Source organism: Rhizobium sp. Leaf306 (assembly GCF_001423425.1).
GTDB classification, from domain to species: domain Bacteria; phylum Pseudomonadota; class Alphaproteobacteria; order Rhizobiales; family Rhizobiaceae; genus Neorhizobium; species Neorhizobium soli.
The window spans coordinates 245,234-266,041 of the sequence record NZ_LMNX01000002.1 but is presented as its reverse complement, the minus strand read 5'-3'; the positions used below and the strand labels follow the sequence as shown (position 1 = coordinate 266,041).

23 protein-coding genes are annotated in these 20,808 nt (G+C 61.8%); 8 read left to right on the top strand and 15 right to left on the bottom strand.

The features are described from left to right. Positions 1-69: 69 nt before the first annotated feature. The gene (locus tag ASG19_RS09165; RefSeq protein WP_244476133.1) at positions 70-966 is read left to right on the top strand and encodes a LysR substrate-binding domain-containing protein; all 897 of its coding nucleotides are present in this window, start codon (positions 70-72) and stop codon (positions 964-966) included. Positions 967-979: 13 nt separating this feature from the next. On the opposite strand, the gene ASG19_RS09160 is transcribed toward ASG19_RS09165, so the two are convergent. The 3 genes from ASG19_RS09160 to ASG19_RS09150 form a co-directional block, all read right to left on the bottom strand. After that, positions 980-1,366: a hypothetical protein gene (locus ASG19_RS09160; protein ID WP_244476132.1), complete on the bottom strand. Its 387-nt coding sequence runs from the start codon at positions 1,364-1,366 to the stop codon at positions 980-982. Between the two features lie 179 nt (positions 1,367-1,545). Next, positions 1,546-1,929: a response regulator gene (locus ASG19_RS09155; RefSeq protein WP_062455504.1), complete on the bottom strand. Its 384-nt coding sequence runs from the start codon at positions 1,927-1,929 to the stop codon at positions 1,546-1,548. After that, positions 1,930-3,936 (bottom strand): GAF domain-containing protein, encoded by a 2,007-nt coding sequence (locus ASG19_RS09150; protein ID WP_062455494.1) that lies wholly within the window; start codon positions 3,934-3,936, stop codon positions 1,930-1,932. Between the two features lie 212 nt (positions 3,937-4,148). Here ASG19_RS09150 and ASG19_RS09145 point away from each other — a divergent pair, with 212 nt between their 5' ends. After that, positions 4,149-5,069: a sensor domain-containing diguanylate cyclase gene (locus ASG19_RS09145; RefSeq protein WP_062457881.1), complete on the top strand. Its 921-nt coding sequence runs from the start codon at positions 4,149-4,151 to the stop codon at positions 5,067-5,069. A 5-nt stretch (positions 5,070-5,074) separates the two neighbouring features. Here ASG19_RS09145 and ASG19_RS09140 read toward each other — a convergent pair whose 3' ends face one another. Beyond that, positions 5,075-5,503 carry a GFA family protein gene (locus tag ASG19_RS09140; RefSeq protein WP_062455492.1) on the bottom strand — a complete coding sequence of 143 codons (429 nt, stop codon included), beginning with the start codon at positions 5,501-5,503 and terminating at the stop codon, positions 5,075-5,077. A 183-nt stretch (positions 5,504-5,686) separates the two neighbouring features. On the opposite strand from ASG19_RS09140, the gene puuD reads away from it, so the two are divergent. The 4 genes from puuD to ASG19_RS09120 all read left to right on the top strand — a co-directional run bounded on the left by puuD (position 5,687) and on the right by ASG19_RS09120 (position 11,864). After that, a complete protein-coding gene (gene puuD, locus ASG19_RS09135) occupies positions 5,687-6,928 on the top strand; it encodes a urate hydroxylase PuuD (RefSeq protein WP_062455489.1) in 1,242 nt (413 codons plus the stop codon). Positions 6,929-6,936: 8 nt separating this feature from the next. Continuing rightward, positions 6,937-8,250, top strand: a complete 1,314-nt coding sequence (guaD, locus tag ASG19_RS09130) for a guanine deaminase (protein WP_062455487.1) — start codon at positions 6,937-6,939, stop codon at positions 8,248-8,250. Positions 8,251-8,559: 309 nt separating this feature from the next. Next, on the top strand, positions 8,560-10,530 hold the full coding sequence (locus ASG19_RS09125; protein WP_062455484.1) for a methyl-accepting chemotaxis protein: 1,971 nt from the start codon (positions 8,560-8,562) through the stop codon (positions 10,528-10,530). A 188-nt stretch (positions 10,531-10,718) separates the two neighbouring features. Then, positions 10,719-11,864 carry an alpha-hydroxy acid oxidase gene (locus ASG19_RS09120; RefSeq protein ID WP_062455481.1) on the top strand — a complete coding sequence of 382 codons (1,146 nt, stop codon included), beginning with the start codon at positions 10,719-10,721 and terminating at the stop codon, positions 11,862-11,864. A 15-nt stretch (positions 11,865-11,879) separates the two neighbouring features. Here the strand turns inward: ASG19_RS09120 and ASG19_RS09115 are convergent, their stop codons facing one another. Then, positions 11,880-12,296: a response regulator gene (locus tag ASG19_RS09115; RefSeq protein WP_062455479.1), complete on the bottom strand. Its 417-nt coding sequence runs from the start codon at positions 12,294-12,296 to the stop codon at positions 11,880-11,882. 200 nt (positions 12,297-12,496) lie between these two features. On the opposite strand from ASG19_RS09115, the gene ASG19_RS09110 reads away from it, so the two are divergent. Continuing rightward, on the top strand, positions 12,497-13,258 hold the full coding sequence (locus tag ASG19_RS09110; RefSeq protein ID WP_062455476.1) for an SDR family oxidoreductase: 762 nt from the start codon (positions 12,497-12,499) through the stop codon (positions 13,256-13,258). Positions 13,259-13,288: 30 nt separating this feature from the next. Here the strand turns inward: ASG19_RS09110 and ASG19_RS09105 are convergent, their stop codons facing one another. From ASG19_RS09105 to ASG19_RS09060, 10 genes are all read right to left on the bottom strand, one after another. Continuing rightward, entirely contained in the window at positions 13,289-14,074 is a 786-nt protein-coding gene (locus tag ASG19_RS09105; RefSeq protein ID WP_062455472.1) for a hypothetical protein, read from the bottom strand. A 120-nt stretch (positions 14,075-14,194) separates the two neighbouring features. After that, positions 14,195-14,941, bottom strand: a complete 747-nt coding sequence (locus tag ASG19_RS09100) for a metallophosphoesterase family protein (RefSeq protein ID WP_062455470.1) — start codon at positions 14,939-14,941, stop codon at positions 14,195-14,197. Next, the gene (gene uraH, locus ASG19_RS09095; protein ID WP_062455467.1) at positions 14,941-15,297 is read right to left on the bottom strand and encodes a hydroxyisourate hydrolase; all 357 of its coding nucleotides are present in this window, start codon (positions 15,295-15,297) and stop codon (positions 14,941-14,943) included. Before uraH ends, ASG19_RS09100 begins: the two co-directional genes overlap by 1 nt. Then, on the bottom strand, positions 15,294-15,818 hold the full coding sequence (locus tag ASG19_RS09090; protein ID WP_062455465.1) for an ureidoglycolate lyase: 525 nt from the start codon (positions 15,816-15,818) through the stop codon (positions 15,294-15,296). Before ASG19_RS09090 ends, uraH begins: the two co-directional genes overlap by 4 nt. Further along, complete coding sequence (locus tag ASG19_RS09085) at positions 15,802-16,128, bottom strand: DUF86 domain-containing protein (RefSeq protein ID WP_200933892.1); 327 nt, start codon at positions 16,126-16,128, stop codon at positions 15,802-15,804. The genes ASG19_RS09090 and ASG19_RS09085 overlap by 17 nt, the downstream gene beginning before the upstream one ends. 32 nt (positions 16,129-16,160) lie before the next feature. Further along, on the bottom strand, positions 16,161-16,451 hold the full coding sequence (locus ASG19_RS09080; protein WP_062455459.1) for a nucleotidyltransferase family protein: 291 nt from the start codon (positions 16,449-16,451) through the stop codon (positions 16,161-16,163). A 62-nt stretch (positions 16,452-16,513) separates the two neighbouring features. After that, positions 16,514-17,011, bottom strand: coding sequence for a 2-oxo-4-hydroxy-4-carboxy-5-ureidoimidazoline decarboxylase (gene uraD, locus ASG19_RS09075; protein ID WP_062455456.1), 498 nt, complete (start codon positions 17,009-17,011; stop codon positions 16,514-16,516). Then, on the bottom strand, positions 17,008-17,958 hold the full coding sequence (gene puuE, locus ASG19_RS09070) for an allantoinase PuuE (protein ID WP_156466493.1): 951 nt from the start codon (positions 17,956-17,958) through the stop codon (positions 17,008-17,010). Before puuE ends, uraD begins: the two co-directional genes overlap by 4 nt. 77 nt (positions 17,959-18,035) lie before the next feature. Further along, positions 18,036-18,743, bottom strand: a complete 708-nt coding sequence (locus ASG19_RS09065; RefSeq protein WP_062455450.1) for a DUF1045 domain-containing protein — start codon at positions 18,741-18,743, stop codon at positions 18,036-18,038. Between the two features lie 112 nt (positions 18,744-18,855). Beyond that, positions 18,856-20,058 (bottom strand): FAD-binding oxidoreductase, encoded by a 1,203-nt coding sequence (locus tag ASG19_RS09060; protein WP_062455445.1) that lies wholly within the window; start codon positions 20,056-20,058, stop codon positions 18,856-18,858. Here ASG19_RS09060 and mnmD point away from each other — a divergent pair. Further along, complete coding sequence (gene mnmD, locus ASG19_RS09055; protein ID WP_062455442.1) at positions 20,057-20,797, top strand: tRNA (5-methylaminomethyl-2-thiouridine)(34)-methyltransferase MnmD; 741 nt, start codon at positions 20,057-20,059, stop codon at positions 20,795-20,797. The genes ASG19_RS09060 and mnmD overlap by 2 nt on opposite strands. Positions 20,798-20,808: the final 11 nt, after the last annotated feature.

Below are 20,808 nucleotides of genomic sequence, written 5' to 3'. Positions count from 1 at the left end.
GGAAGATGCGCGCAAAAATGCTCCGTTTCCAATGGAACATCCGTCTGGATGGATGAAGAGGGCTTATCCATGAAAATGTCGACGAACTTTCCGCTGAACGCCCTTCGCGTCTTCGAAGCGGCAGCGCGGCACCTAAGTTTCACCAGGGCCGGCGAAGAGCTGGGCATGACGCAGACGGCCGTGAGCTATCAGATCAAGCTTCTCGAGGAGACTTTGGGCGACCAGCTTTTCCTCCGCCGGCCGCGACAGGTGACATTGACGGCGGCAGGCGAGCGGCTGGCACCAAAAATATCGGAAGCGTTCGGCATCATGGACGAGGCTGTGGCGGGAACGAAGGAACTGTCAGAGAGCACGCTGGTCATCCACACGACCGCGACATTCGCATACCGGTGGCTCGCCCCTCATCTCGGCACATTCCAGATGCAGAACCCCGACATCGCGGTGCGGCTCGAAACCTCCCAGACCGTGGTGGACTTCACCCGGACCGAAGCCGACGTGGCGATCCGCAGCGGCACCGGCCACTGGCCGGGACTGACCTCGCATTTCCTGATGAAGAGCGATTTTACGCCGATGCTCAGCCCGGTGCTGGCCGAAACGATCGGCGGCGTTCGCGAGCCGGCCGACATCCTGAAGCTGCGGATCATCGACGCGGGCGATGTCTGGTGGCGGCTGTGGCTTGCCGCGGCCGGCATTCCCGATGCGGATCTCGGGGGACGACCAAACAGCCGTTTCGGGGCACAGGCTTTCGAGGCGGCGGCCGCGATCGCCGGACAGGGCGTGGCGATCCTGAAGCCTGAATTCTACGCCGACGACGTTGCGCTCGGACGACTGATCCAGCCGTTCGAACTGAGGGCATCGGACGGCAACGACTATTGGTTCGCCTATCAGGAGACGCGGCGGCATTCGAAGAAGATCCGCGCCTTCCGTGATTTCATGCGCCTCATGATGCCGAGTTTCCGAGACTGATCATGCTGGTCGTTCAAAAGCCCATGTCGGGCGCGTAGAAACAACGCAACGTGTCTTCCGTCGGATAGAGACAGATATGATATTCGGAATCGGTGCTGCGACGGGCCTCGCTTTGCGGCAGCTGGAAATCATGGGTGCGGGTGACCAGACGGTGGTCACCGGGCTTCACGATGATTTCGTAACCGCCGCTTGTGATCCTGACATTCCTGGTCGGGATCCTCTGGCAGTCGCCGGTATGATTGTTCCCGTTGCAGCAGTAGGACTCGTATTTGAAGCCGCTCACGGCCTCGTGCGCCCGCCCCTGTGGGATGGGAATGCCGAACGTGGATACACCGGATACAAACGCAATCACCGCGCCCGTTGGAAGGCACCGCCTGCTCGGCGTCATGTCGCTACGCATAAGCCTGTTCTCCGTTGATGAATGTCATCTCCGGCGACGTGCTCAACGCAATACCCGGCACCGCCGGAGGACTTGCAAAGCTTACAATACGCGAGTCGGCTGGTGCCGCTAAACAAAATAGTGCGGCGCACAACTTACGTATTAGATTTTTCTTAAGGAAACGACACTCAGGCAGGTATTCAGAGGTGCGAGACCATCCGGTGCAGCTGGGCGGCGATCTTGGCGGCATCGTAGGGCTTGCTGTAGAACACGCTGCGGGACGGCATATCGTCCTTGCCGAGCTTCACATGGCCGGACACGATGATGATCTCGATCGGCGGCCAGCGGTCGCGCACCATGGCGGCCAGCCGCATTCCGTTCATGCTGCCCGGCATATCGATGTCGGTAAAGACGATGCGGATATCCTTACGGTCCTGGAGAATTTCGACTGCCTGATCGGCACTTCGAGCCTCGACGGCTTCGAAACCGGCTTCTTCTACGAGGTCCGTCGCCATCATCAAGAGCAGCGGTTCGTCCTCAACTACGAGTACGACGTGCCTTGAAGGCGGGGTAAGTGATCCCATTCAGATATCTGCCTGCTGGAGCTGAGGGAGAGACGCGTGCATCTGGGCGACGAAGCCCGATGGTTCATAACGAACGTTAACGCCGCCTGTTCCGGCCAGTCCCATACGAATAAGTTTCGATCCAAACCCATTGGCCTGCGGTTCGGCAACCTGGGGCCCGCCGCTTTCCTGCCAGCTGAAGTTGAACGACGAAAGATCGCCCTCGCCTTCCACGTGCCAGTTAATGGCAACGCGGCCTGTCGTGTTGGAGAGACTGCCATACTTGATCGCGTTGGTGGCGAGCTCGTGCAGCACGAGCGACAGCGACAGCGTACCCTTGGGTCCAAGCATGATCGGGTCGCCGACAATGTCGATCCGCTCGCGCACGGAGAGACGGTCAAGCGTCTTTTCAACGACGTTGGAAACGGGGGCACTACTCCAGTTGCGCTCGAGAAGGATTTCGTGCGCGGTGCTCAGCGCGTGCAGGCGACGCTCGAAAGCATCCACGTGGTTGCGCTCCTTGACCGGACGCAGGGTCTGGGAGGCGATGGCCTGCACCATGGCAAGCGTGTTTTTCAGACGGTGCCCGAGCTCACGCTGCAGGACCATCTGTTCGGCCTCGGCATGCACGCGGGCAATCGCGGCCTGGATGCGATCGCCAAAGCTGCGCAGGAAAGCCAGTTCTTCGGTGCTCCACGCATAGGGATGCGTGTGATGGGCGAACACGACCAGATTGAAACGCCCCTGATCCATGATCGGCACATTGACGAGGACGCGGATATCCAGATCCAGCAGTGCCTGCGCATTGTCGCGGGTTCTCGGGTCCTGCGTGACATCGGGGATGACGACGGGGTTGCCAAGCCTCAGATCGTTGATGAACGAGCCGTAATCGCGGAAGTGATGCCGGCCGGAAAGAGACACGACACCGGGCGCCGTCCATTCCGGCTGCATCATCACCGTCTCGTCAGCAAGGTTGACGATGCCGAAACCGGCGCGGGTGGCATCCAGTGCCTTGGCCATCAGGTCGGCCGCCGCCATCGCCATGGACTCTGTGTCGGTCAGATGATTGAGACGGTCGCCGAGATCGAGCAGAGCCTGAACGCGGGCGGCCGCCCGCTTGATGACTGTGACGTCCTTCACCGCACCGATCATCTTGATCGGCCGTCCGCTCTCGTCGTGAACGAAACTGGCGGTGCGCGAAATCCAGCGGATTCCGACATCCGTGTTGATGCGATACTCGACGTCGAGCGAATCCGTGGCCTCCCGACGGCCGAGGTCGCTCGACTGCAAGCCCCGGTCGCTCTCCACGACCATTCCCTCAAACAGGGAGGACGGATAGATTGGTGCGACGGGCAGATGGAAGATGCGGCAAAAGGCCGGCGACGTCTTGGCCTGACCGGTCTCGATATCCACTTCGAACGTGCCGACGCCGCCAGCCTCCTGGGCAGCCAGCGTCTCGTTTGCAGCGGCCCGCATATGCGATGTCAGGCTCTTCTGCCGGCGAAACAGATCGTCCTTGCGCTGCGACAGCCGGCGCGCTTCAAACAGCGCAATCACCTGGCCTGCAAGGGCGCGCAGTCCTTCGCGCTGTTCGTTGTCGAGACCGTGCGGCCGCGGCACACTGTCGATGACGCAGAGGCTGCCGATGGTGATATTGTCGGGCGTGATCAGCGGTGCGCCCGCGTAAAAGCGGATGAATGGCTCGCCGGTCACCAGCGTGTTGTCGCGCGTGCGCGGATCGTCCTTGAGATCGGGAATGATCAGAAGATCGGAACTGGCGAGCGCATGGCGGCAGACCGACTGGGAGAGCGGCGTTTCAGACGGGCTGAACCCGACACGCGCCTTGAACCACTGGCGTTCCGCATCGACAAGACTGATAAGCGCCACCGGCGCCTTGCAAAGCGCGGTGGCGATCTGGACGATCCCGTCGAACTCCGGTTCAGACGGAGAATCCATGATGTCGTAGGCTTCGAGGGCCTCGAGACGATCGAGAAGGGCGGCGTGTTCGTCGAGATCGGCGATGAGCAAGGGAAACTCTGAAAATTGCAATTGACGCTAAGATAGGGCGCAAAAATGATTTGTCACCACTGCACGGTCACTGCTGCTGCTCAACCGCGTATACCGCGGGTTGAAACAAATTGCCTAACCGATCATTCATAAGTAACAGCTAAGAAATACGCAGACAGAGACTCACATTCTGGGACATCATGGCCTTGAACGACGACGCGACGCTGCGGCAGATGGCCGGGCTGATGGAAGTTGCAGGCGTCCTGATCGCGGTGTTCGATCAGGACGACAGGCTACGTTTCGCCAATCGTGCGTTCCGGGACGCCTGGTGCCTCGACGAGACCGATAGTCCGCTCTGGTCGGAGATGATGCGCCGCAATTTCCTGTCAGCGCGCGGCACGGTCATCAAGGCGACGGATTTCGAGACATGGCTGCGCTCCACCCTTTCGCGGCGCGGCAAGACCGGCTTTCGCGCCTACGAAACCGACCTTCACGACGGCCGCTGGCTCTGGATGACGGAAACCATGCAGCCGAACGGCTGGATGCTGTGCGTTGCAAGTGACATCACCTCGATGCGCCCTGACGAAAGAACGCTCCGGCAGGACCGCGACGACGCGATCAGGGTCTCCCAGATCGACGAACTGACCGGCATTCCAAGCCGGCGGTTTGCGATGGCAAAGATCGACGATCTGTTGCGCTCGCAAGGTGGCGCGCCGTCGCAGCCGGCCGGATGCCTGGCCGTACTCGACATCGACAATTTCAAATATATCAACGACCGTTTCGGCCATTCGGTCGGCGATGCGGTGCTGAAGGACTTTGCCAAGACACTGCACAGCCATGTGCGAAAGACCGACGTACTCGGCCGTGTCGGCGGCGAGGAATTCGTGCTGATCCTGCCCAATGCATCACCGGAAAACGCGCTGACGATCGTCGGCAAGATGCTGGAGGCGGTGCGTCACTCGCGGCCCGTCGCGGAACAGCAGAGCTTCCGCTACACGTTTTCTGCAGGCATCGCGTCCGGCGACAGCGGCGATAGCGCCGCAGACCTCTACCGGCGCGCCGACTTGGCCCTTTATGCCGCCAAGATGCGGGGCCGCAACCAGGTCTGCCTCGATCCGGAAACACGCCTGGGACGGATTACTGCCGCTGTCTGACAGCCTCAGGTTGTCGAGTATCTGAGGACACCTGCTATCCCCGAATTTGGATCGGCACCCGTATCGGCCGGATGACGGACGCCGTCCATGACCGTCACTTCGGGGAAATCGAACGGACTGACACCTTCGATGCAGGCGACATTGATGCCGAACTGCTCCGGATTTGAGCGTCGCTGGTGATGGGTATAGATGCCGCAGGTCTTGCAGAAATAGTGTTTCGCAGTCCCCGTATTGAACTGATAGAGCGTCAGGCTGTCCTCGCCCTCAAGGATGGTGAGATCGCTCAGCAGCGCAGAGGCAACGACGGCTCCCCGCATGCGGCAAAACGAGCAGTCACAGCGCCGGATCGTGTTGAACCCATCCGACAACTTGACCCGCAAGCGCACCGCGCCGCAGTGGCACGAGGCATGATGGGGTTCTGCGGTTTCGCTCATGGGTAGCTCCTCGATCCTGATACGCCCGAAAGCTAGTCCGGATGGACGGGCACGGCAACCTCGCCCGCTACCCTCATTGCCATATGATCTGTATCGGAATGACGGCGGCGTCCGCCCCTCTTCCCTCGCGATCCTTTTTTGCCCAAAGTGCGCTGCAGGGGAACTGAATCGGGAACACACGGAATGTACGAATACGCGATCGCCTGGGAATGGCTGAGCTTTGCAGCGCGCTGGTTTCACGTCATCACTGCGATCGCCTGGATCGGCTCGTCCTTCTACTTCATCGCGCTTGATCTTGGGCTGGTGAAGCGGGCACATCTTCCCGTCGGCGCCTATGGCGAGGAATGGCAGGTGCATGGCGGCGGGTTCTATCACATCCAGAAATACCTGGTGGCGCCGGCGCAGATGCCGGAGCACCTGACCTGGTTCAAGTGGGAAAGCTACGCCACCTGGCTCTCCGGCTTCGTGATGCTGTGCATCGTCTATTATGGCGGCGCAGACCTGTTCCTGATCGACCGCACGGTGATGGACCTGTCATCCCTGCAGGCGATCGGCCTTTCGCTGGCGTCACTCGGTATCGGCTGGGTCATCTATGACCAGCTGTGCAAATCGCCTGTCGGCAAGAATACCTGGGCGCTGATGGGCATTCTCTATGTGGTTCTGGTCGCGATGGCCTGGGGCTACACGCAGATCTTTTCCGGCCGGGCGGCCTTCCTGCATCTCGGCGCCTTTACCGCCACGATCATGTCGGCCAACGTCTTCATGATCATCATGCCCAACCAGCGCATCGTCGTCGCCGACCTGATCGCCGGGCGCACGCCCGATCCGAAATACGGCGCGATTGCCAAGCAGCGTTCGCTGCACAACAACTACCTGACCCTGCCCGTCATCTTCTTCATGCTGTCGAACCATTATCCGCTGGCGTTTGCCACCCATTTCAACTGGGTGATCGCGGCGCTGATCTTCCTGATGGGCGTGACGATCCGGCACTGGTTCAACACCACCCATGCGCGCAAGGGCAAGCCGACCTGGACCTGGCTAGTGACGGTGCTCCTGTTCATCGCCATCATGTGGCTTTCGACCGTGCCGAAAGTGCTGACCGGCGAGACCGAGATATCGAGCGCATCGGCCATGACGCCGATCCAGCAGACATTCGCATCCGACACGCATTTCGTCGCGGCGAGCAACGTCGTTCAGGGGCGCTGTTCGATGTGCCATGCAGCAGAGCCGGTCTGGGAGGGCATCACCTTCACGCCAAAATCGGTGAAGCTGGAAACCGATGCGGAGATTGCTGCCCACGCCCGCGAGATCTATATCCAGGCCGGCCGGAGCCACGCCATGCCGCCAGGCAACGTGTCCGCCATCACCCCCGAGGAGCGCCGTCTTCTCGTTGCGTGGTATGAAAGTGCAATAGCGTCGAAATAGAGTTTTAGATGACCGATTCCCTGATCCGCGGCCGCCTTCTTTCATTCAAGCGTGCGCCCCTCGCGATGACCGATACCGACAGCTATTCGTACGAGCACGACGGCGCCCTCCTCGTGTCCGGCGGCCGGATCACCGCAACCGGCGACTACGCGCAGGTCAAGGCGCAGGCGCCAGCCGATATCGAGGAGATCGACCACCGGCCACACCTCATCCTGCCGGGCCTGATCGATACCCATGTGCATTTTCCGCAGATGCAGGTGATCGCGTCCTATGCCGGCAATCTGCTGGAATGGCTCAACACCTACACATTCCCCGAGGAATGCCGCTTCGTCGAAAGCGATCACGCGACGCGCATCGCCACCCATTTCTACGACGAGTTCCTGCGCCACGGCACGACGACGGCCGTTGCCTATTGCTCGGTGCACAAGACCTCCGCCGACGCCTTCTTCGCCGAGGCGATGAAGCGCAACATGTGCATGGTCGGCGGCAAGGTGATGATGGATCGCAATGCGCCGCAGGGCCTGCTCGATACCCCCGAGATGGGCTATGACGAAACCAGAGCCGTGATTGCCGAATGGCACGGAAAGGGCCGCAACCACGTCGCCATCACGCCGCGCTTTGCCATCACCTCGACGCCGGGCCAGATGAAGGCGGCGGAAGCGTTGGCGCAGGAATTCCCCGACCTGTTCATCCAGACGCACCTCTCGGAAAACCACGACGAAATCAAGTATACTGCCGAGCTCTATCCGGAAGCGGCGGACTATACCGACATCTATGCCCGTTACGGCCTGCTGGGGAAAAAGACGCTGCTCGGCCACGCCATCCATCTCTCCGAGCGCGAGGCAGATGCGCTGTCGGAAGCCGGCAGCATTGCCGTGCATTGCCCGACCTCCAACCTGTTCCTCGGTTCCGGCCTGTTTCCGCTGAAAGCCTTGAGGAGGCGCGAAAAGCCCGTCCGTGTTTCCGTCGCGACCGATATCGGCGGCGGTTCCAGCTATTCGATGCTGAAGACCATGGACGAGGCCTACAAGATACAGCAACTGCTGGGCGAACGTCTCAATCCGCTCGAAAGCTACTACCTGATGACCCGCGGCAATGCCGAGGCGCTGGGCATGGAGGCCGACATCGGCACGCTCGACATCGGATCGATGGCCGACCTCGTCATCCTCGACGCCGGATCGACACCCGCAATGCGGCTTCGGATGGAAACGGTGAAGACCCTGCCCGAAGAGCTGTTCCTGCTGCAGACCATGGGCGACGACCGCGCGGTGGTGGAAACCTATGTTGCGGGCAAGGCGATGAAGACGGGGCTCGACGCGTGAGCGGCAACGCCGCGAAATGACATACGAACATCACCGCCCTGCGCAACCTGCGCAAGAAACATTAAGAAAAGATCCCGCAATCGCTGCATGTTTCCAGTAATATCTCTATTTAATTGTATTTAAACTATAACTTATTACCCCTGTTCCCTGACAGAACATCCACTGGCAGCCATGAAGGCAGAGCGCAGCTGTCATGCCACGTTAGTTCGCCGGACCAATCGGTCAGTTTATGCATTTGCCCCAGCCCTCCCGGCCGGCACCAGCAAATCTGATGGAATGACGGCTTCTTTGGACCTCCACGAGGGATATATGTCGTTTCTGAAAAACGCGAGTATTCGCACCAAAATACTGTCTGTGCTCATCCCGCTCTGCGTCGTCGGACTGAGTGCCACAAGCTTCGTTGCAAGCCGCTACAAGGCCGCCGACACCAGCTATTCGGATTTCATCTCTTCGGACAACGTTGCGGCCGTGGAATTTGTGCGCGTCAACCGCAACCTGGCCGCCTCAGGCTACGCCGCCTATCAAATTCTTACATACTCACGCACCGACCCGGCCATGACGACTGCAATAGCTTTCTACAAGGAAAGCAAGACGGCTCTGCTGATGCGCCTCGACACCGTTCAGGCAGGACTGGCGTCGAAAATGCCTGAGGTCAACGGCATCGCCATCCGTGTCAAGGAAGCCCTTGCACTGATCGACAAGGCCGTCGAGGCCGGCTCCTCCGATCGTGACGAAGAGGCCCGCGCGCTGCTTGCGCAGGCGGACCTTCAAATCATGCCGCTCGGCAGGGACATGGTCACTTTGCTGGATCGCTTCAACAAAGGCATTGCCCAGACCAGCGACGAGATGACCGAGACCACCAATGCCCTCATTTTAAAGACGCTCGCAGCGCTGGTCGTCATCTTTGCCCTTGGCATCATCGCCTCACTCATCATCGCGACGAAGGGCATCACCAAGCCGATCGCCAGCCTTCGCGAACGCATGGCATCGCTGGCACGCGGTGAGACGGAGGCCCCTGTCGAAGGTCAGGATCGCCGCGACGAGCTTGGCGCCATGGCGGCAGCCGTTGCCGTGTTCCGCAACAACGCGCTGGAGCGCATCCGCCTCGAACGCGAAGCCGATGCCAACCGCAGCCTGTCCGATCGCGAACGCATCGAACGCGACGCGCAGAAGGCAAAGGACGCAGCTGACACCCAGTTCGCAGTGGACCAGCTTGCCGGCGGACTGGCGAAGCTTGCACAGGGTGATGTCGCCTACCGCCTCGACACGCCGTTCGTCGCGCATCTCGATGCACTGCGCAACAACTTCAACGATTCGGTTGCCAACCTTCAGGAAACCCTGCAGGCCGTCGGCAACAATGCCCGCGGCATCGACGGCGGCGCCAATGAGATCCGTGCGGCCGCCGACGATTTGTCCAAGCGCACCGAACAGCAGGCTGCATCGGTCGAAGAAACCGCAGCCGCCTTGGAGCAGATCACCACCACGGTGAAGGATTCCAGCAAGCGCGCCGAAGAAGTCGGCAACCTCGTCACCAAGGCCCGTGCCGGTGCCGAGCGTTCCGGCGCAGTCGTGCGCGATGCGGTCACCGCCATGCAGGGGATCGAAAAGTCCTCGGGCGAGATCTCCAGCATCATCGGCGTCATCGACGAAATCGCCTTCCAGACCAACCTTCTCGCCCTGAACGCCGGTGTCGAAGCCGCGCGTGCCGGTGAAGCGGGCAAGGGTTTCGCCGTCGTCGCACAGGAAGTCCGCGAACTCGCACAGCGGTCTGCCAAGGCCGCCAAGGAGATCAAGGAACTGATCACCGCATCAAGCGAGCATGTCCGCTCCGGCGTCCACCTGGTCGGCGAGACCGGCAAGGCGCTGGAAGTCATCGTCGCCGAAGTTCAGGAGATCAACCGCCACGTCAACGCGATCGTCGACTCCGCGCGCGAACAGGCGGTCGGACTGCAGGAGATCAACACGGCGGTCAACACGATGGACCAGGGCACCCAGCAGAACGCCGCCATGGTGGAAGAATCGACTGCGGCCAGCCACTCGCTTGCCAAGGAAGCAGCCTCGCTGAACGACCTCCTGTCGCGCTTCAACCTCGGCCAGGGCGAAAACCGCTCCGCATCGAACGGTCGTCGCGGCCATGCTCCGTCGGCTCCGATGGCCGTATCGCCGGCCTCACGTCAGGCCCCCTCGCCGGCCCGCGCACTCGGCAACCGCATCGCTTCAGCCTTCGGCGGCGGTTCGTCATCGGCCGCGGCGCAGGCCCAGTCTTGGGAAGAATTCTGAGGCTCAGCCACAAAACCCGGCCACAGATTGAGTAAACTACGACGGGCGGCCTTGGCCGCCCGTTTTCCGTTGCGGCGCGGCACCTGCGGTGCGGTTGAGAAAACTGCTCCCCCAAACCGACGTTTCCGCTGGCAAGGTCGCCCGGATATGGTAGTTGTCGGACAACCATCGAGGAGGAAGTTTTGCGCATGTCCAAGCCGCTGACCATTGCCGATCTGAAGACCATGGCTCGCCGTCGTGTGCCCAAAATGTTCTTCGATTATGCCGATAGCGGCGCCTGGACCGAAGGCACATACCGTGCCAACGAGGATGACTTTTCCAAGATCAAGCTGCGCCAGCGGGTGCTTGTCGACATGACCAACCGATCGCTGGCAACGACGATGGTGGGACAGGCGGCGGCGATGCCCGTGGCGCTCGCGCCGACCGGAATGACCGGCATGCAGCATGCCGATGGCGAGATGCTGGCAGCCCAGGCGGCCGAAGAATTTGGCGTTCCCTTCACGCTGTCCACCATGAGCATCTGCTCGATCGAGGATGTGCGCTCGGTCACCACCAAGCCGTTCTGGTTCCAGCTCTACGTGCTCAAGGACCGTGGCTTTATCGAACGGCTGATCGGCCGCGCCAAGCAGGCCGGCTGCTCGGCGCTGGTCGTCACCGCCGATCTGCAGATCCTCGGCCAGCGCCACAAGGACATCAGAAACGGCCTGTCGGCGCCGCCCAAATGGACGCTGAACAGCGCGCTGCAGCTGGCGACCAGGCCGCAATGGTGCCTGGAAATGCTGCGCACCAAGCGTCGCGGCTTCGGCAATATCGTGGGCCATGCCAGCAACGTCTCAGACCTGTCGTCGCTCGGTGCCTGGACCGCCGAACAGTTCGACCCGCGCCTCTCCTGGGACGATATCCGCTGGATCAAGGACCTGTGGGGCGGCAAGCTGATCATCAAGGGCATTCTCGACGAGGAAGACGCACGCGCCGCAGCCGATACCGGCGCCGATGCGATCATCGTCTCCAACCACGGCGGCCGCCAGCTGGACGGCGCCCCCTCCTCGATCAGCATGCTGCCGAAGATCGTCGACGCCGTCGGCGACCGCATCGAGGTGCATTTCGACGGCGGCATCCGCTCCGGTCAGGATGTGCTGAAAGCCGTGGCGCTGGGGGCCAAGGGCACCTATATCGGCCGCCCCTTCCTCTACGGCCTCGGCGCGATGGGCAAGCCGGGCGTCACCGCAGCACTCGAAATCATCCGCAAGGAGATGGACATCTCGATGGCCTTGTGCGGAAAGCGCGATATCGAAACCTGCGGCCGCGACATCATCGCCGACGTGAGGTTCTGATTTCTTCTTCTGAGCCTAGGCCCACAGTCTGCCGCAGGGCCAGGCCTGGGACGACCGGGTCGATGCCTGGGCAATCCGTGCCGCGAGCATGTCGAGCATTTTCGGCAGGTCATAGGGTTTGGGAATGAACGCGCAGCCGGGTTGAAGCTCGGCTTCGCACAGGACATGACCGCCTGACGTGACGATGACGGCGGTATCCCGGTAGCAGCTGCAGATCAGCTTCATCAGGTCGAAACCGTCGAGGGCGCCGGGCATGTCGATATCGGTAATGACCGCGTCAACGGTTCGGGACTGCCCAAGGACGGCCACCGCCTCGAGCACGTTCGATGCCTCGAGAACCGTATAGCCGGCATCCTCCAAAGTGTCTGCCAGATGCAGCCGGATTAGGGGCTCATCTTCTACGACAAGCACGGTACGCTGATACAAAGCCATGTTCGCCTCCGATGTAGTTCGCTCCCTCAACGCCTGCCATCTGATTTCGATGTGTCCCGTCCGTCAGTCTTTGCTAACAATATTAATAAAATGCGAACAATCGCATATTCGCCGCGTCTGCCGGTGGAACCGCGCCCCGTTCCTGCCCGTTCGAAGCCTTGGAGGATGGCCCTAACAGCATCGCTTACAAGGAGAATTTCATGCAGCGCTTCAGCGAAAAAGTCGTCATCGTCACGGGCGCGGGATCGGGCATCGGCAAGGCGACCGCAGAACGGTTTCTGGATGAGGGCGCCTTCGTCGTGATCGCCGGCCGCACCCCCGAAAAGCTCGAGGCGGTTGCCGCGCCCTACCCCGAGGACCGCGTTCTCGTGCAGGCCTGCGACATGGCGGACGAGGACCAAGTGAACGATCTGGTCGAGGCCGCGGTCAAGACGTTCGGTCGCGTGGACACTCTCGTCAACAATGCAGGTGTAGCGGTGCAGGGCGATGTGTCATCGCTCTCGACCAGCGACTGGCGCAAGGTGATGGCGACCGATCTCGACGGCGTGTTCTTTGCCAGCCGGGCGGCAATCCCGCATTTGAAGACGACCAGAGGCTCGATCGTGAACGTCGCGTCTGTTTCCGGCACCGGTGGCGACTGGGGCATGGCGGCCTACAATGCCGCCAAGGGTGGTGTCGTCAATCTCACCCGGGCGATGGCGCTGGATCACGGCAAGGACGGCATCCGCGTCAACGCGGTCTGTCCTAGCCTGACGCGCTCCGGCATGACCGATAGCATCATGGACAATCAGGAACGGCTCGCCCAGTTCAACGCGCGCTTTGCGCTGGAAGGTCCCTGCGAGCCGGCCGATGTCGCCGCTGTGATCGCGTTTCTGGCGAGCGACGATGCGCGCTTCGTGACGGGCGTCAACCTGCCGGTCGATGGCGGGATCTCTGCGTCCAACGGCCAGCCTTCGAAGTAAGGTGGAGGCCCGGCGAAAAGCGGCTGAGGCTCAGGAGCACCAGCCGGACTTGCCGGCGCCCGGGCGCTTCGCCAGTCCCTCTTTGACGAGGATATCGGCAAGCGAGCGGCCGTTGCGGGTGACTTCGCGCAACTGGTGACCGTCCACCGCCGCATCATTGCCGCGCCAGCTCATCAGGTCGAACGGACCGGAATCGAGGAACGCGCGGACCCGCAGCTTGGCATCGCTTGCCTTGATCCGCTCGGCCTCGCACCGGGGCTTTGCGATATTGGGGACTTCGACGCCGACCAGCCGGATCTTCTGACCATGGAGGACGAAGCGGTCGGCGGACACGACGCAGTCGTCCTGCTTGGCGGTGCCGCAGAGAAAGAACTTCGCCTCATAGGCGCCGGCAAGCTTCTCGCCCACTCTCGGCGCCCCCGGCTGAGCCGCCGACTGTGCGGCAACCGCGTCTAGGCCCGGCTTGCCGATCGGCGCCGGCGGAATGATCGCGGCCGTCTGGCTCTGGTCAAGCGCAGCGGCCGGCCGCGGCGTGATCGGGCGCTGCAAAGGTGCAGCAGCAACGACCGGTTTCGGCGGTACCGGATTGTCATCGCGCTGCACCGGCTTCGAGGCCGTCTGAACGGGCTTTGAAGAGGTGAGACTGCTCACAAAGCGGCGCGCGGCAGTCGAATGATCGTAGAGCGCGATCGAGCCGCCGACCACGACAAGGGCTGCCCCCCAGAGCCAGAGCGAACCGCCCGAACGCGAGGAAGAGCGTTTGGTCCCGGCGCTGCGCTTTCGTTTCGCAGCCGGTTTTGCGCGTGATTGAGCCATCGAATCATCCCCTGTCTCGTCGCAGGGGAGTATCTGGAAGAAGCCTTGCGGAATGGTTTCCGTTTGAATTTTAGCGGTGGATAGAGAATTGAAGGGGCATGGGCGCGGCCCGTCCGCCCCTCACACCCTGCCGGTCGCCAATGCGCTTGCCCAGTCGGGACGGTCGTTCTTCGCGGCGAGCCGCGACATTGCCATGTGGTCGTAGGCAACGGTGCGAAATGTGGGCGTCCAGCCTTTGTCGGTCTTTTCGATCACCGCGTAGGACGCCAGAGCATGGCCTGTTTCGACCTTGTGAAAGACGGGGGCATCGTCGTCATAGGCGGGCTGGCCGACGCTGCCGGGATTGACGATCAGCCGGCCATCCGAAAGCTGCACGATCCGGGCGACATGGCTGTGGCCGCAAAGGATCAGCGATTGCGCGATGCCTTCGGCCAGCGCTTCGATCTCGGCTTGCGGCCGTAGCGTCACGTGGCCGTCCGAGGACACCGTTTCGAGCCAGTAGAGATTGTCGTTCTCAGGCGTCGCGTGGCAGAGGTAAACGTCGTCGCGCCAGACCATGCTGAACGGCAGTTTGCGCAGCCATTCGAAATGCCGCGGTGACATCTGCCCGTGCGCGTGCCGATCCGAGGCGGCCAAAGCGTCTGGTGGCGTTTCCAGGAGGTAGCGATCGTGGTTGCCGCGCACGGTTTGCGTTGCGGCTTCATCCAGAAGCAGCAGCAGGTCACCGGTCCGGTCCGCCTCCAGCGGGCCGCTGAAGCAGTCCCCGAGATTGACGATGTCGCGGATACCGAGCTCTGCGACATCGTCGAGCACCGCCTGGAGTGCCACGCAGTTTCCGTGGATATCGGCGATCGCGGCAAACCGCATCAACTCCCCCTGTAGGTGGAGTAGCCATAGGGGGAGATCAGCAGCGGCACATGGTAATGGGCCGAGACATCGGACATGCCGAAGCGGATCGGGATGACGTCGAGAAAGGCCGGCTCGGTCAGCGAGACACCGCGGGCACGCAGATAATCGCCGGCATGGAAGACGAGCTCGTAGGTTCCGACAATGAAGGTGTCGCCGGATAGGATCGGCCCGCCATTGATGCGGCCATCGGTATTGGTCGTGACCGTCATCAATTTTTCGCGGGCGTCGCCGTCAATGCGGTAGAGGTCGATGACGAGCCCGGAGGCAGGCGCACCGCTCGCGGTATCGAGCACATGGGTGGTGAGGCCGGTCATAGGCTGGGCTCCGTGATGCGATAGGGTGTTTCGAAGACGAATTCCTCGAGATTGGCGGCCGTGTTGTCGCGATCGACGACGAGAAACTCGCTGATCTCACCTAGCGCCATCAGCGGATGATGCCAGGTGTTGGCGAAATAATTAACGCCCTGATGCGGCTGCGCCAGAAAGATCTTGGGGCGCCCCGGCCGACCGTCCTCGTCGTCGGAAACGCCCACCAGAAACGGCCGCCCCGAGAGCGGCATGAAACTCTGGCTGCCGAACGGATGCCGCTCCATCATCCCCACCTCGTGCGGAAAACTCCGCGGCTGGCCGCGAAAAATGTTGAAGATCAGCCGCTCGGCCGGCCCGACCACAACTGGTGAGGCAAGCCCGTGGTAGCGCTCTGTCGTGCCGTTGTTGATCAGCCGCATCGTCGCCGGATCGGCCTCGATCACATCGCCATAGGCTGCGAAGGCGGCTTTAGTGAGCGGGAGGATGCAGAGGGTTTCATGGTCGGTCAAATCATTCGCCTTGGGCATGGAAGTTGCGCAGAGATTGGAGTTTGTCGAGAAGGTCGGGAAGATCGATCATCACCGTGCGCCACACCGTATCGACGTCGATATCGAAATACTGATGCGCTACCCGATTGCGCATTGCCCTGATATCCTGCCACGGCACCTCCGGGTGAGCGGCGGCGAATTCGGGAAACCTGTCCATGATTTTCGTCACGCATTCGCCGATCGCAGCGATGTTGGCGATTACCGCATCCTGCGTCCGCTGGTCCGCTCCGAATGATGCGCGGTCAGCACCGTCGACATAAGCAATAGCGCGTGATCCCGCGACTGACATGCGCTCTAGGTAGACCTCCAGCCGGCCGCCCGTCATATGGCGAGCGCTTCAGAAACGATGCGCTCGCGCAAATTGGGAGGAAAGTCGCCGGGCACCTTGATATCGACGGGCACGCCGAGTGCTTGTTCGAGCTCCCATTGCAGCCCGCCAAGGGTGAAAAGCGATGTATCCGGCGACGGGTCGACCAGAATATCCAGATCGCTTCCGGCATGATCCTCGCCCCGCAGGACGGAACCGTAGACGCGCGCGTTGAAGACCTGCCGACGGGCGACAATCTCCCGGATCACTCCCCTGTTTTTCTCCAGCGCTTCCGACGGTCTCATGTGGCCACCACTCGTTATCCATCCAATATAGGCCACAAGCGACGGCGAAGAAAGCAACCCCCTCACGTCTCCGGCAAAAGGGCCAGCAACCGCAGATGCGCGATCCTTTCCACCTGGGCGCAGGCGGTCTTGAACTCCTCATCGGCGTCGTTGCCGACGCGGGTCTCGAAGGCGGCGAGGATGTCGTCCCGTGTCAGGCCCTTGACGGCGATGATGAAGGGGAAGCCGAATTTTGCGACATAGGCGGCGTTGAGTTCGGTGAAGCGTGCGTGCTCATCTGGGCTCAGACGATCGAGACCGGCGCCGGCCTGTTCGCTTTTGCTCTCTTCAGTCAATCCGCCGGCGATGGCGAGCTTGCCGGCAAGGTCCGGATGGGCGTTGAGGATGCCGAGCTTCTCCTGCGGGTCCGCGGCGCGAAAAACCGCCACCATCGCCTCATGCACGCCCTTGGCGGTCAGCGGCACGAAGATCATGCCGCCGTCATAGGCGCGCTCGGCGATAAAGGGCGAATGTTCGAACACACCACCGAAGGTCGCGACGAAATCGTTGCGGGCGGTCATCGTGCAGCCACCGTGCTGGTCATCGACGCATCTGAGGGCTTGTGATGGGCGTGCCAGTGGCGGGCGATCTCGATGCGTTGCGGCAGCCAGACCTTGTCGTGGGAGAGCACGTATTCCATGAACCGGCGCAGCGCAGCAACGCGACCCGGACGCCCGACGAGGCGGCAATGCAGGCCGACCGACAGCATCTTTGCCGCGCCCTCCTGTCCCTCGCGGTAAAGCGTGTCGAATGCATCCTTGAGATAGGTGAAGAACTGATCGCCGGTGTTGAAACCCTGCGGCGTGGCAAAGCGCATGTCGTTGGTTTCCAGCGTATAGGGGATGATCAGGAACGGCTTGCCATCCAACCCGGGAACCCAATAGGGCAGATCGTCGGCGTAGCTGTCGGACGAATAGAGGAAACCGCCCTCTTCCATGACAAGCTTCAGCGTGTTGTCGGATGGCTTTCCCTGATACATGCCATAGGGACGCTCGCCGGTAAGCTCCGTATGCAGGCGCACCGCCTCAAGGATGTGTTCGCGTTCCCGCGCTTCGTCGAAATCCTTGTATTCCAGCCAGCGATAACCGTGGCTGGCGATCTCCCAACCGGCTTCCTTCATGGCTGAGACAGCTTCGGGATTGCGGGCCATGGCAAGCGTCACGCCGTAGACGGTGGTCTGGACCTTGAGTTCGGTAAACAGCCGGTGCAGCCGCCAGAAACCGGCGCGCGAACCGTATTCGTAGATCGATTCCATGTTGAGATTGCGCTGGCCCGGCCAGGCGGCGGCGCCGACGATCTCCGACAAGAGGTTTTCCGACGCCGGATCATCATCCAGGATCGAGCTTTCGCCGCCCTCTTCGTAATTGATCACGAATTGCACGGCGATATTGGCGCCGCCGGGCCATTTCGGATCAGGCGTGTGGCGGCCATAGCCGACGAGATCGCGGGGGTAGTCTTTTATGGTTATGGGCATGGTCCACCTCGATTATCTCTTGTGGAAGGTAGCCCAGCCTTTCCGCCGATGTCGAGACGGAACGTGATCGCTCAGGCGATCTTGCGGGCGGAAACGCGCCCCATCGGATGCAGAGAATGGACATGGAACGGCGCACCGGGCTCATTCTCGACGAACAGCGCGATATTGGCGATTTCCAAGGGACGCAGCAGATACGGATTGAAATGGGCGCGCAAGGCCGTTTCGAAACGCGGCATCTCGGCTGGTGTCATCGGGCCCGTCAGCGTCATGTGAAAACGGTATTCTTCCATCACGTAAGGGTTGCCCCAGCGATAGAGATTGGAAAACTGCGGTGCCGAGAGATCGCCGGGATCGGCGCGTTCCAGTTCGCCTTCCGAGAGCGGCGCCCGAAACGCATCGAATTCCTGCACGACGGCGCAGGCGAGAAACCGCATCCGCTCGCAGGGAAGCGCCGGCACAAGCCCGAAATAATTGCCGAGCCGGGCCACTTCGAGAGGCGGCAGTTCGAACGGATCATGCGCGCCGGCAAAGCGCATCAGGTGGCGCAGCAGCATCTGTTCGGTGATCTCAGGCGCCAGCCGGAACGGCGCCTTCAGCGTGGCGTGAAAACCGCAGCGACGCGGCAGCGCGGTATGATAGGCGATCTCATGCAAACCAAGGTTGCAGATCTCGGGCGGCTCCATCGCCTCGCCGGAATAGGCACTGCGGCCTAGCCATTGCGCCGCGGCAAGCGTCAGCGGATCATGCGCAGGTGGCGTAAAATAGATTGCGTAGCGCATGCGTCACCTTTTCTGCCCCTGTTCGTTTATTCACGCATGCTCATCAACCCCACGAATTGGGTTACGCGATTTGCGTGACAGATTAACGACGAGAAAGGGCCGAAACGCGCGTTTAACGCGTAGCAACCGCAAGATGATCCGAAAGTATAAAACTCTCGGGTAGCGAGTGCTCCTGGCCGATGACGAAACCGAGCGCAGCATCTGCAAGCCTGTGGGCAAGCCCGAAGCTGACCTTGAAGCCGCCGGTGAGAGCAATGACGCGCGGATGGTCGGGATGCGGACCGACCATCGGCTCCCGACCGATCGCCTTCGGCCGTAGCCCGGCCCAGCGCTCCACCACTTCCGCACCGGAAAGTGCCGGCACGAGCGCGCGGGCGCGGACCAGGAGATCGTCGAGCTTGGCATCGGTGGCAAACGGCGCGTCGAATTCCTCCTCGCTGGTGCTGCCGACCGCCACGTGGCCATCGTCATGGGCGATCACATAGAGCCCGTTGAGAAACAGGATCGGCAGCGCCGGATCGATATCGGCCTTCAACAGCGCCGCCTGCCCCTTCACCGGCTGTCCCAGCGGAACCGAGATGGATGGAGACAGGGGACCAAGCAGCGGAAACGACTGCGGGCCGGCCGCAATCATGCAATGGCCAAAACCGATCGAGCGCCCATCGGCAAATTCGACGCGGTTCGCCACCGGGTCGATCCGCTCCGCCGGCAGTCCTTCGATCACGCTGACATGCCGGGCGTTGCCAAGGACGGCGGCGAGCGCTGCCATGAGATGTCGGGGGGAAACGCGGGCAGCAAACGTGTCGTACACGATGCCGGCTTCGGTAAAGGCCGGATCCGGCCAACATGCGAAGGGGGACGCATCGAGCACATGCCAGTGGAACGGATCGCCGTCGTGCCGCCAGTTGACCTCCGCCTCCTGCTGATGGCGTAGGGCGATGGGTCTGAGATGCGGTTTCGGCAGCGGGATCAGCCGACCGGAGCGGCGATAACCGCAGGACAGCCCGGTCTCGCCTTCGAGCCTAGAAACTTCGTCTTCGAGGGCGACCAGCGCATCGAACTGCGCCTGTTTTTTGTCGTTCCAGCGGTCGGGCACATGCGACATCAGCGCACCCAGAATGCCGCCGCTGGCACCCTGCCCCAACCGTCCCGCTTCGACCAAAAGGGTGCGGATGCCAAGCCGTTCCGCCTTGACCGCGGCCCAGAGGCCCATGATGCCGCCGCCGATGATCAGGAGATCGACGTGATCGCCGGGGAGATGCGGGATCGCTTGAGATTGACCCCGGGGACCTCGAGGATTATCCGCATCTTCCATGAGCAATCACGATCCCGAAATTGTAAAAGACGACGCCACGCCTGAAGCCCCGGCGCTTGACTGGCATGACGGCGATATGCCGTATTCGACGGAATTTGGCGACCACTTTTATTGTCGCAGCGATGGCCGGCTGGAATGCGGCCATGTGTTTCTGGCCGGAAACGGACTGCCGGAGCGCTGGAACGACATGTCACCGACCGAAGACACGTTCCGGATCGGCGAACTCGGTTTCGGCACCGGCCTCAACGCCTGCGAGACCTGGCGCCAGTGGGCGCTTTTCCGCAAACCCGGCACACGGCTGCATTTCACATCGTTCGAACTCTATCCGATGCAACGCGACGAGATCGGGCGGGCACTGGCGCGGTGGCCGGAAATCGATCCGCAGCGGCAGGCACTGACGCAAGCATGGCCGGATGAGCCGAGCGGCCGGATCACCATCGACCTCGATGACCAGACGACGCTCACGGTTGTCTGCGACGCAGCGCTCGACGGCGTCACGGCTGCGGGAGACGAGTTCGACGCGTGGTTCCTCGATGGCTTTGCGCCGTCGCGCAATCCGGACATGTGGTCGCCGGAGCTGATGCAGGCGCTGTTCGACAAGACCCGCATCGGCGGCACGTTCGGAACCTATGCGGCAGCAGGCTTCGTCCGGCGCAATCTGGCGGCGGCCGGCTTCACCGTGGAGCGCCAACCCGGTTTTGCCGGAAAGCGAGAGATGCTGAGCGGACGCAAGGGCTGAGGCTCCAAGAC

Bases quoted from the DNA above. Each gene is read 5' to 3' on its own strand.
- ASG19_RS09065 (WP_062455450.1), bottom strand. From the start codon at position 18,743: ATGCGCTACGCAATCTATTTTACGCCACCTGCGCATGATCCGCTGACG.
- ASG19_RS09125 (WP_062455484.1), top strand. From the start codon at position 8,560: ATGTCGTTTCTGAAAAACGCGAGTATTCGCACCAAAATACTGTCTGTG.
- ASG19_RS09120 (WP_062455481.1), top strand. From the start codon at position 10,719: ATGTCCAAGCCGCTGACCATTGCCGATCTGAAGACCATGGCTCGCCGT.
- uraD (WP_062455456.1), bottom strand. From the start codon at position 17,011: ATGACCGCCCGCAACGATTTCGTCGCGACCTTCGGTGGTGTGTTCGAA.
- ASG19_RS09090 (WP_062455465.1), bottom strand. From the start codon at position 15,818: ATGCCCAAGGCGAATGATTTGACCGACCATGAAACCCTCTGCATCCTC.
- guaD (WP_062455487.1), top strand. From the start codon at position 6,937: ATGACCGATTCCCTGATCCGCGGCCGCCTTCTTTCATTCAAGCGTGCG.
- ASG19_RS09085 (WP_200933892.1), bottom strand. From the start codon at position 16,128: ATGTCAGTCGCGGGATCACGCGCTATTGCTTATGTCGACGGTGCTGAC.
- ASG19_RS09155 (WP_062455504.1), bottom strand. From the start codon at position 1,929: ATGGGATCACTTACCCCGCCTTCAAGGCACGTCGTACTCGTAGTTGAG.
- ASG19_RS09060 (WP_062455445.1), bottom strand. From the start codon at position 20,058: ATGGAAGATGCGGATAATCCTCGAGGTCCCCGGGGTCAATCTCAAGCG.
- ASG19_RS09140 (WP_062455492.1), bottom strand. From the start codon at position 5,503: ATGAGCGAAACCGCAGAACCCCATCATGCCTCGTGCCACTGCGGCGCG.
- ASG19_RS09165 (WP_244476133.1), top strand. From the start codon at position 70: ATGAAAATGTCGACGAACTTTCCGCTGAACGCCCTTCGCGTCTTCGAA.
- ASG19_RS09105 (WP_062455472.1), bottom strand. From the start codon at position 14,074: ATGGCTCAATCACGCGCAAAACCGGCTGCGAAACGAAAGCGCAGCGCC.
- ASG19_RS09080 (WP_062455459.1), bottom strand. From the start codon at position 16,451: ATGAGACCGTCGGAAGCGCTGGAGAAAAACAGGGGAGTGATCCGGGAG.
- ASG19_RS09115 (WP_062455479.1), bottom strand. From the start codon at position 12,296: ATGGCTTTGTATCAGCGTACCGTGCTTGTCGTAGAAGATGAGCCCCTA.
- ASG19_RS09110 (WP_062455476.1), top strand. From the start codon at position 12,497: ATGCAGCGCTTCAGCGAAAAAGTCGTCATCGTCACGGGCGCGGGATCG.
- ASG19_RS09160 (WP_244476132.1), bottom strand. From the start codon at position 1,366: ATGCGTAGCGACATGACGCCGAGCAGGCGGTGCCTTCCAACGGGCGCG.
- mnmD (WP_062455442.1), top strand. From the start codon at position 20,057: ATGAGCAATCACGATCCCGAAATTGTAAAAGACGACGCCACGCCTGAA.
- uraH (WP_062455467.1), bottom strand. From the start codon at position 15,297: ATGACCGGCCTCACCACCCATGTGCTCGATACCGCGAGCGGTGCGCCT.
- puuD (WP_062455489.1), top strand. From the start codon at position 5,687: ATGTACGAATACGCGATCGCCTGGGAATGGCTGAGCTTTGCAGCGCGC.
- ASG19_RS09100 (WP_062455470.1), bottom strand. From the start codon at position 14,941: ATGCGGTTTGCCGCGATCGCCGATATCCACGGAAACTGCGTGGCACTC.
- ASG19_RS09145 (WP_062457881.1), top strand. From the start codon at position 4,149: ATGGCCGGGCTGATGGAAGTTGCAGGCGTCCTGATCGCGGTGTTCGAT.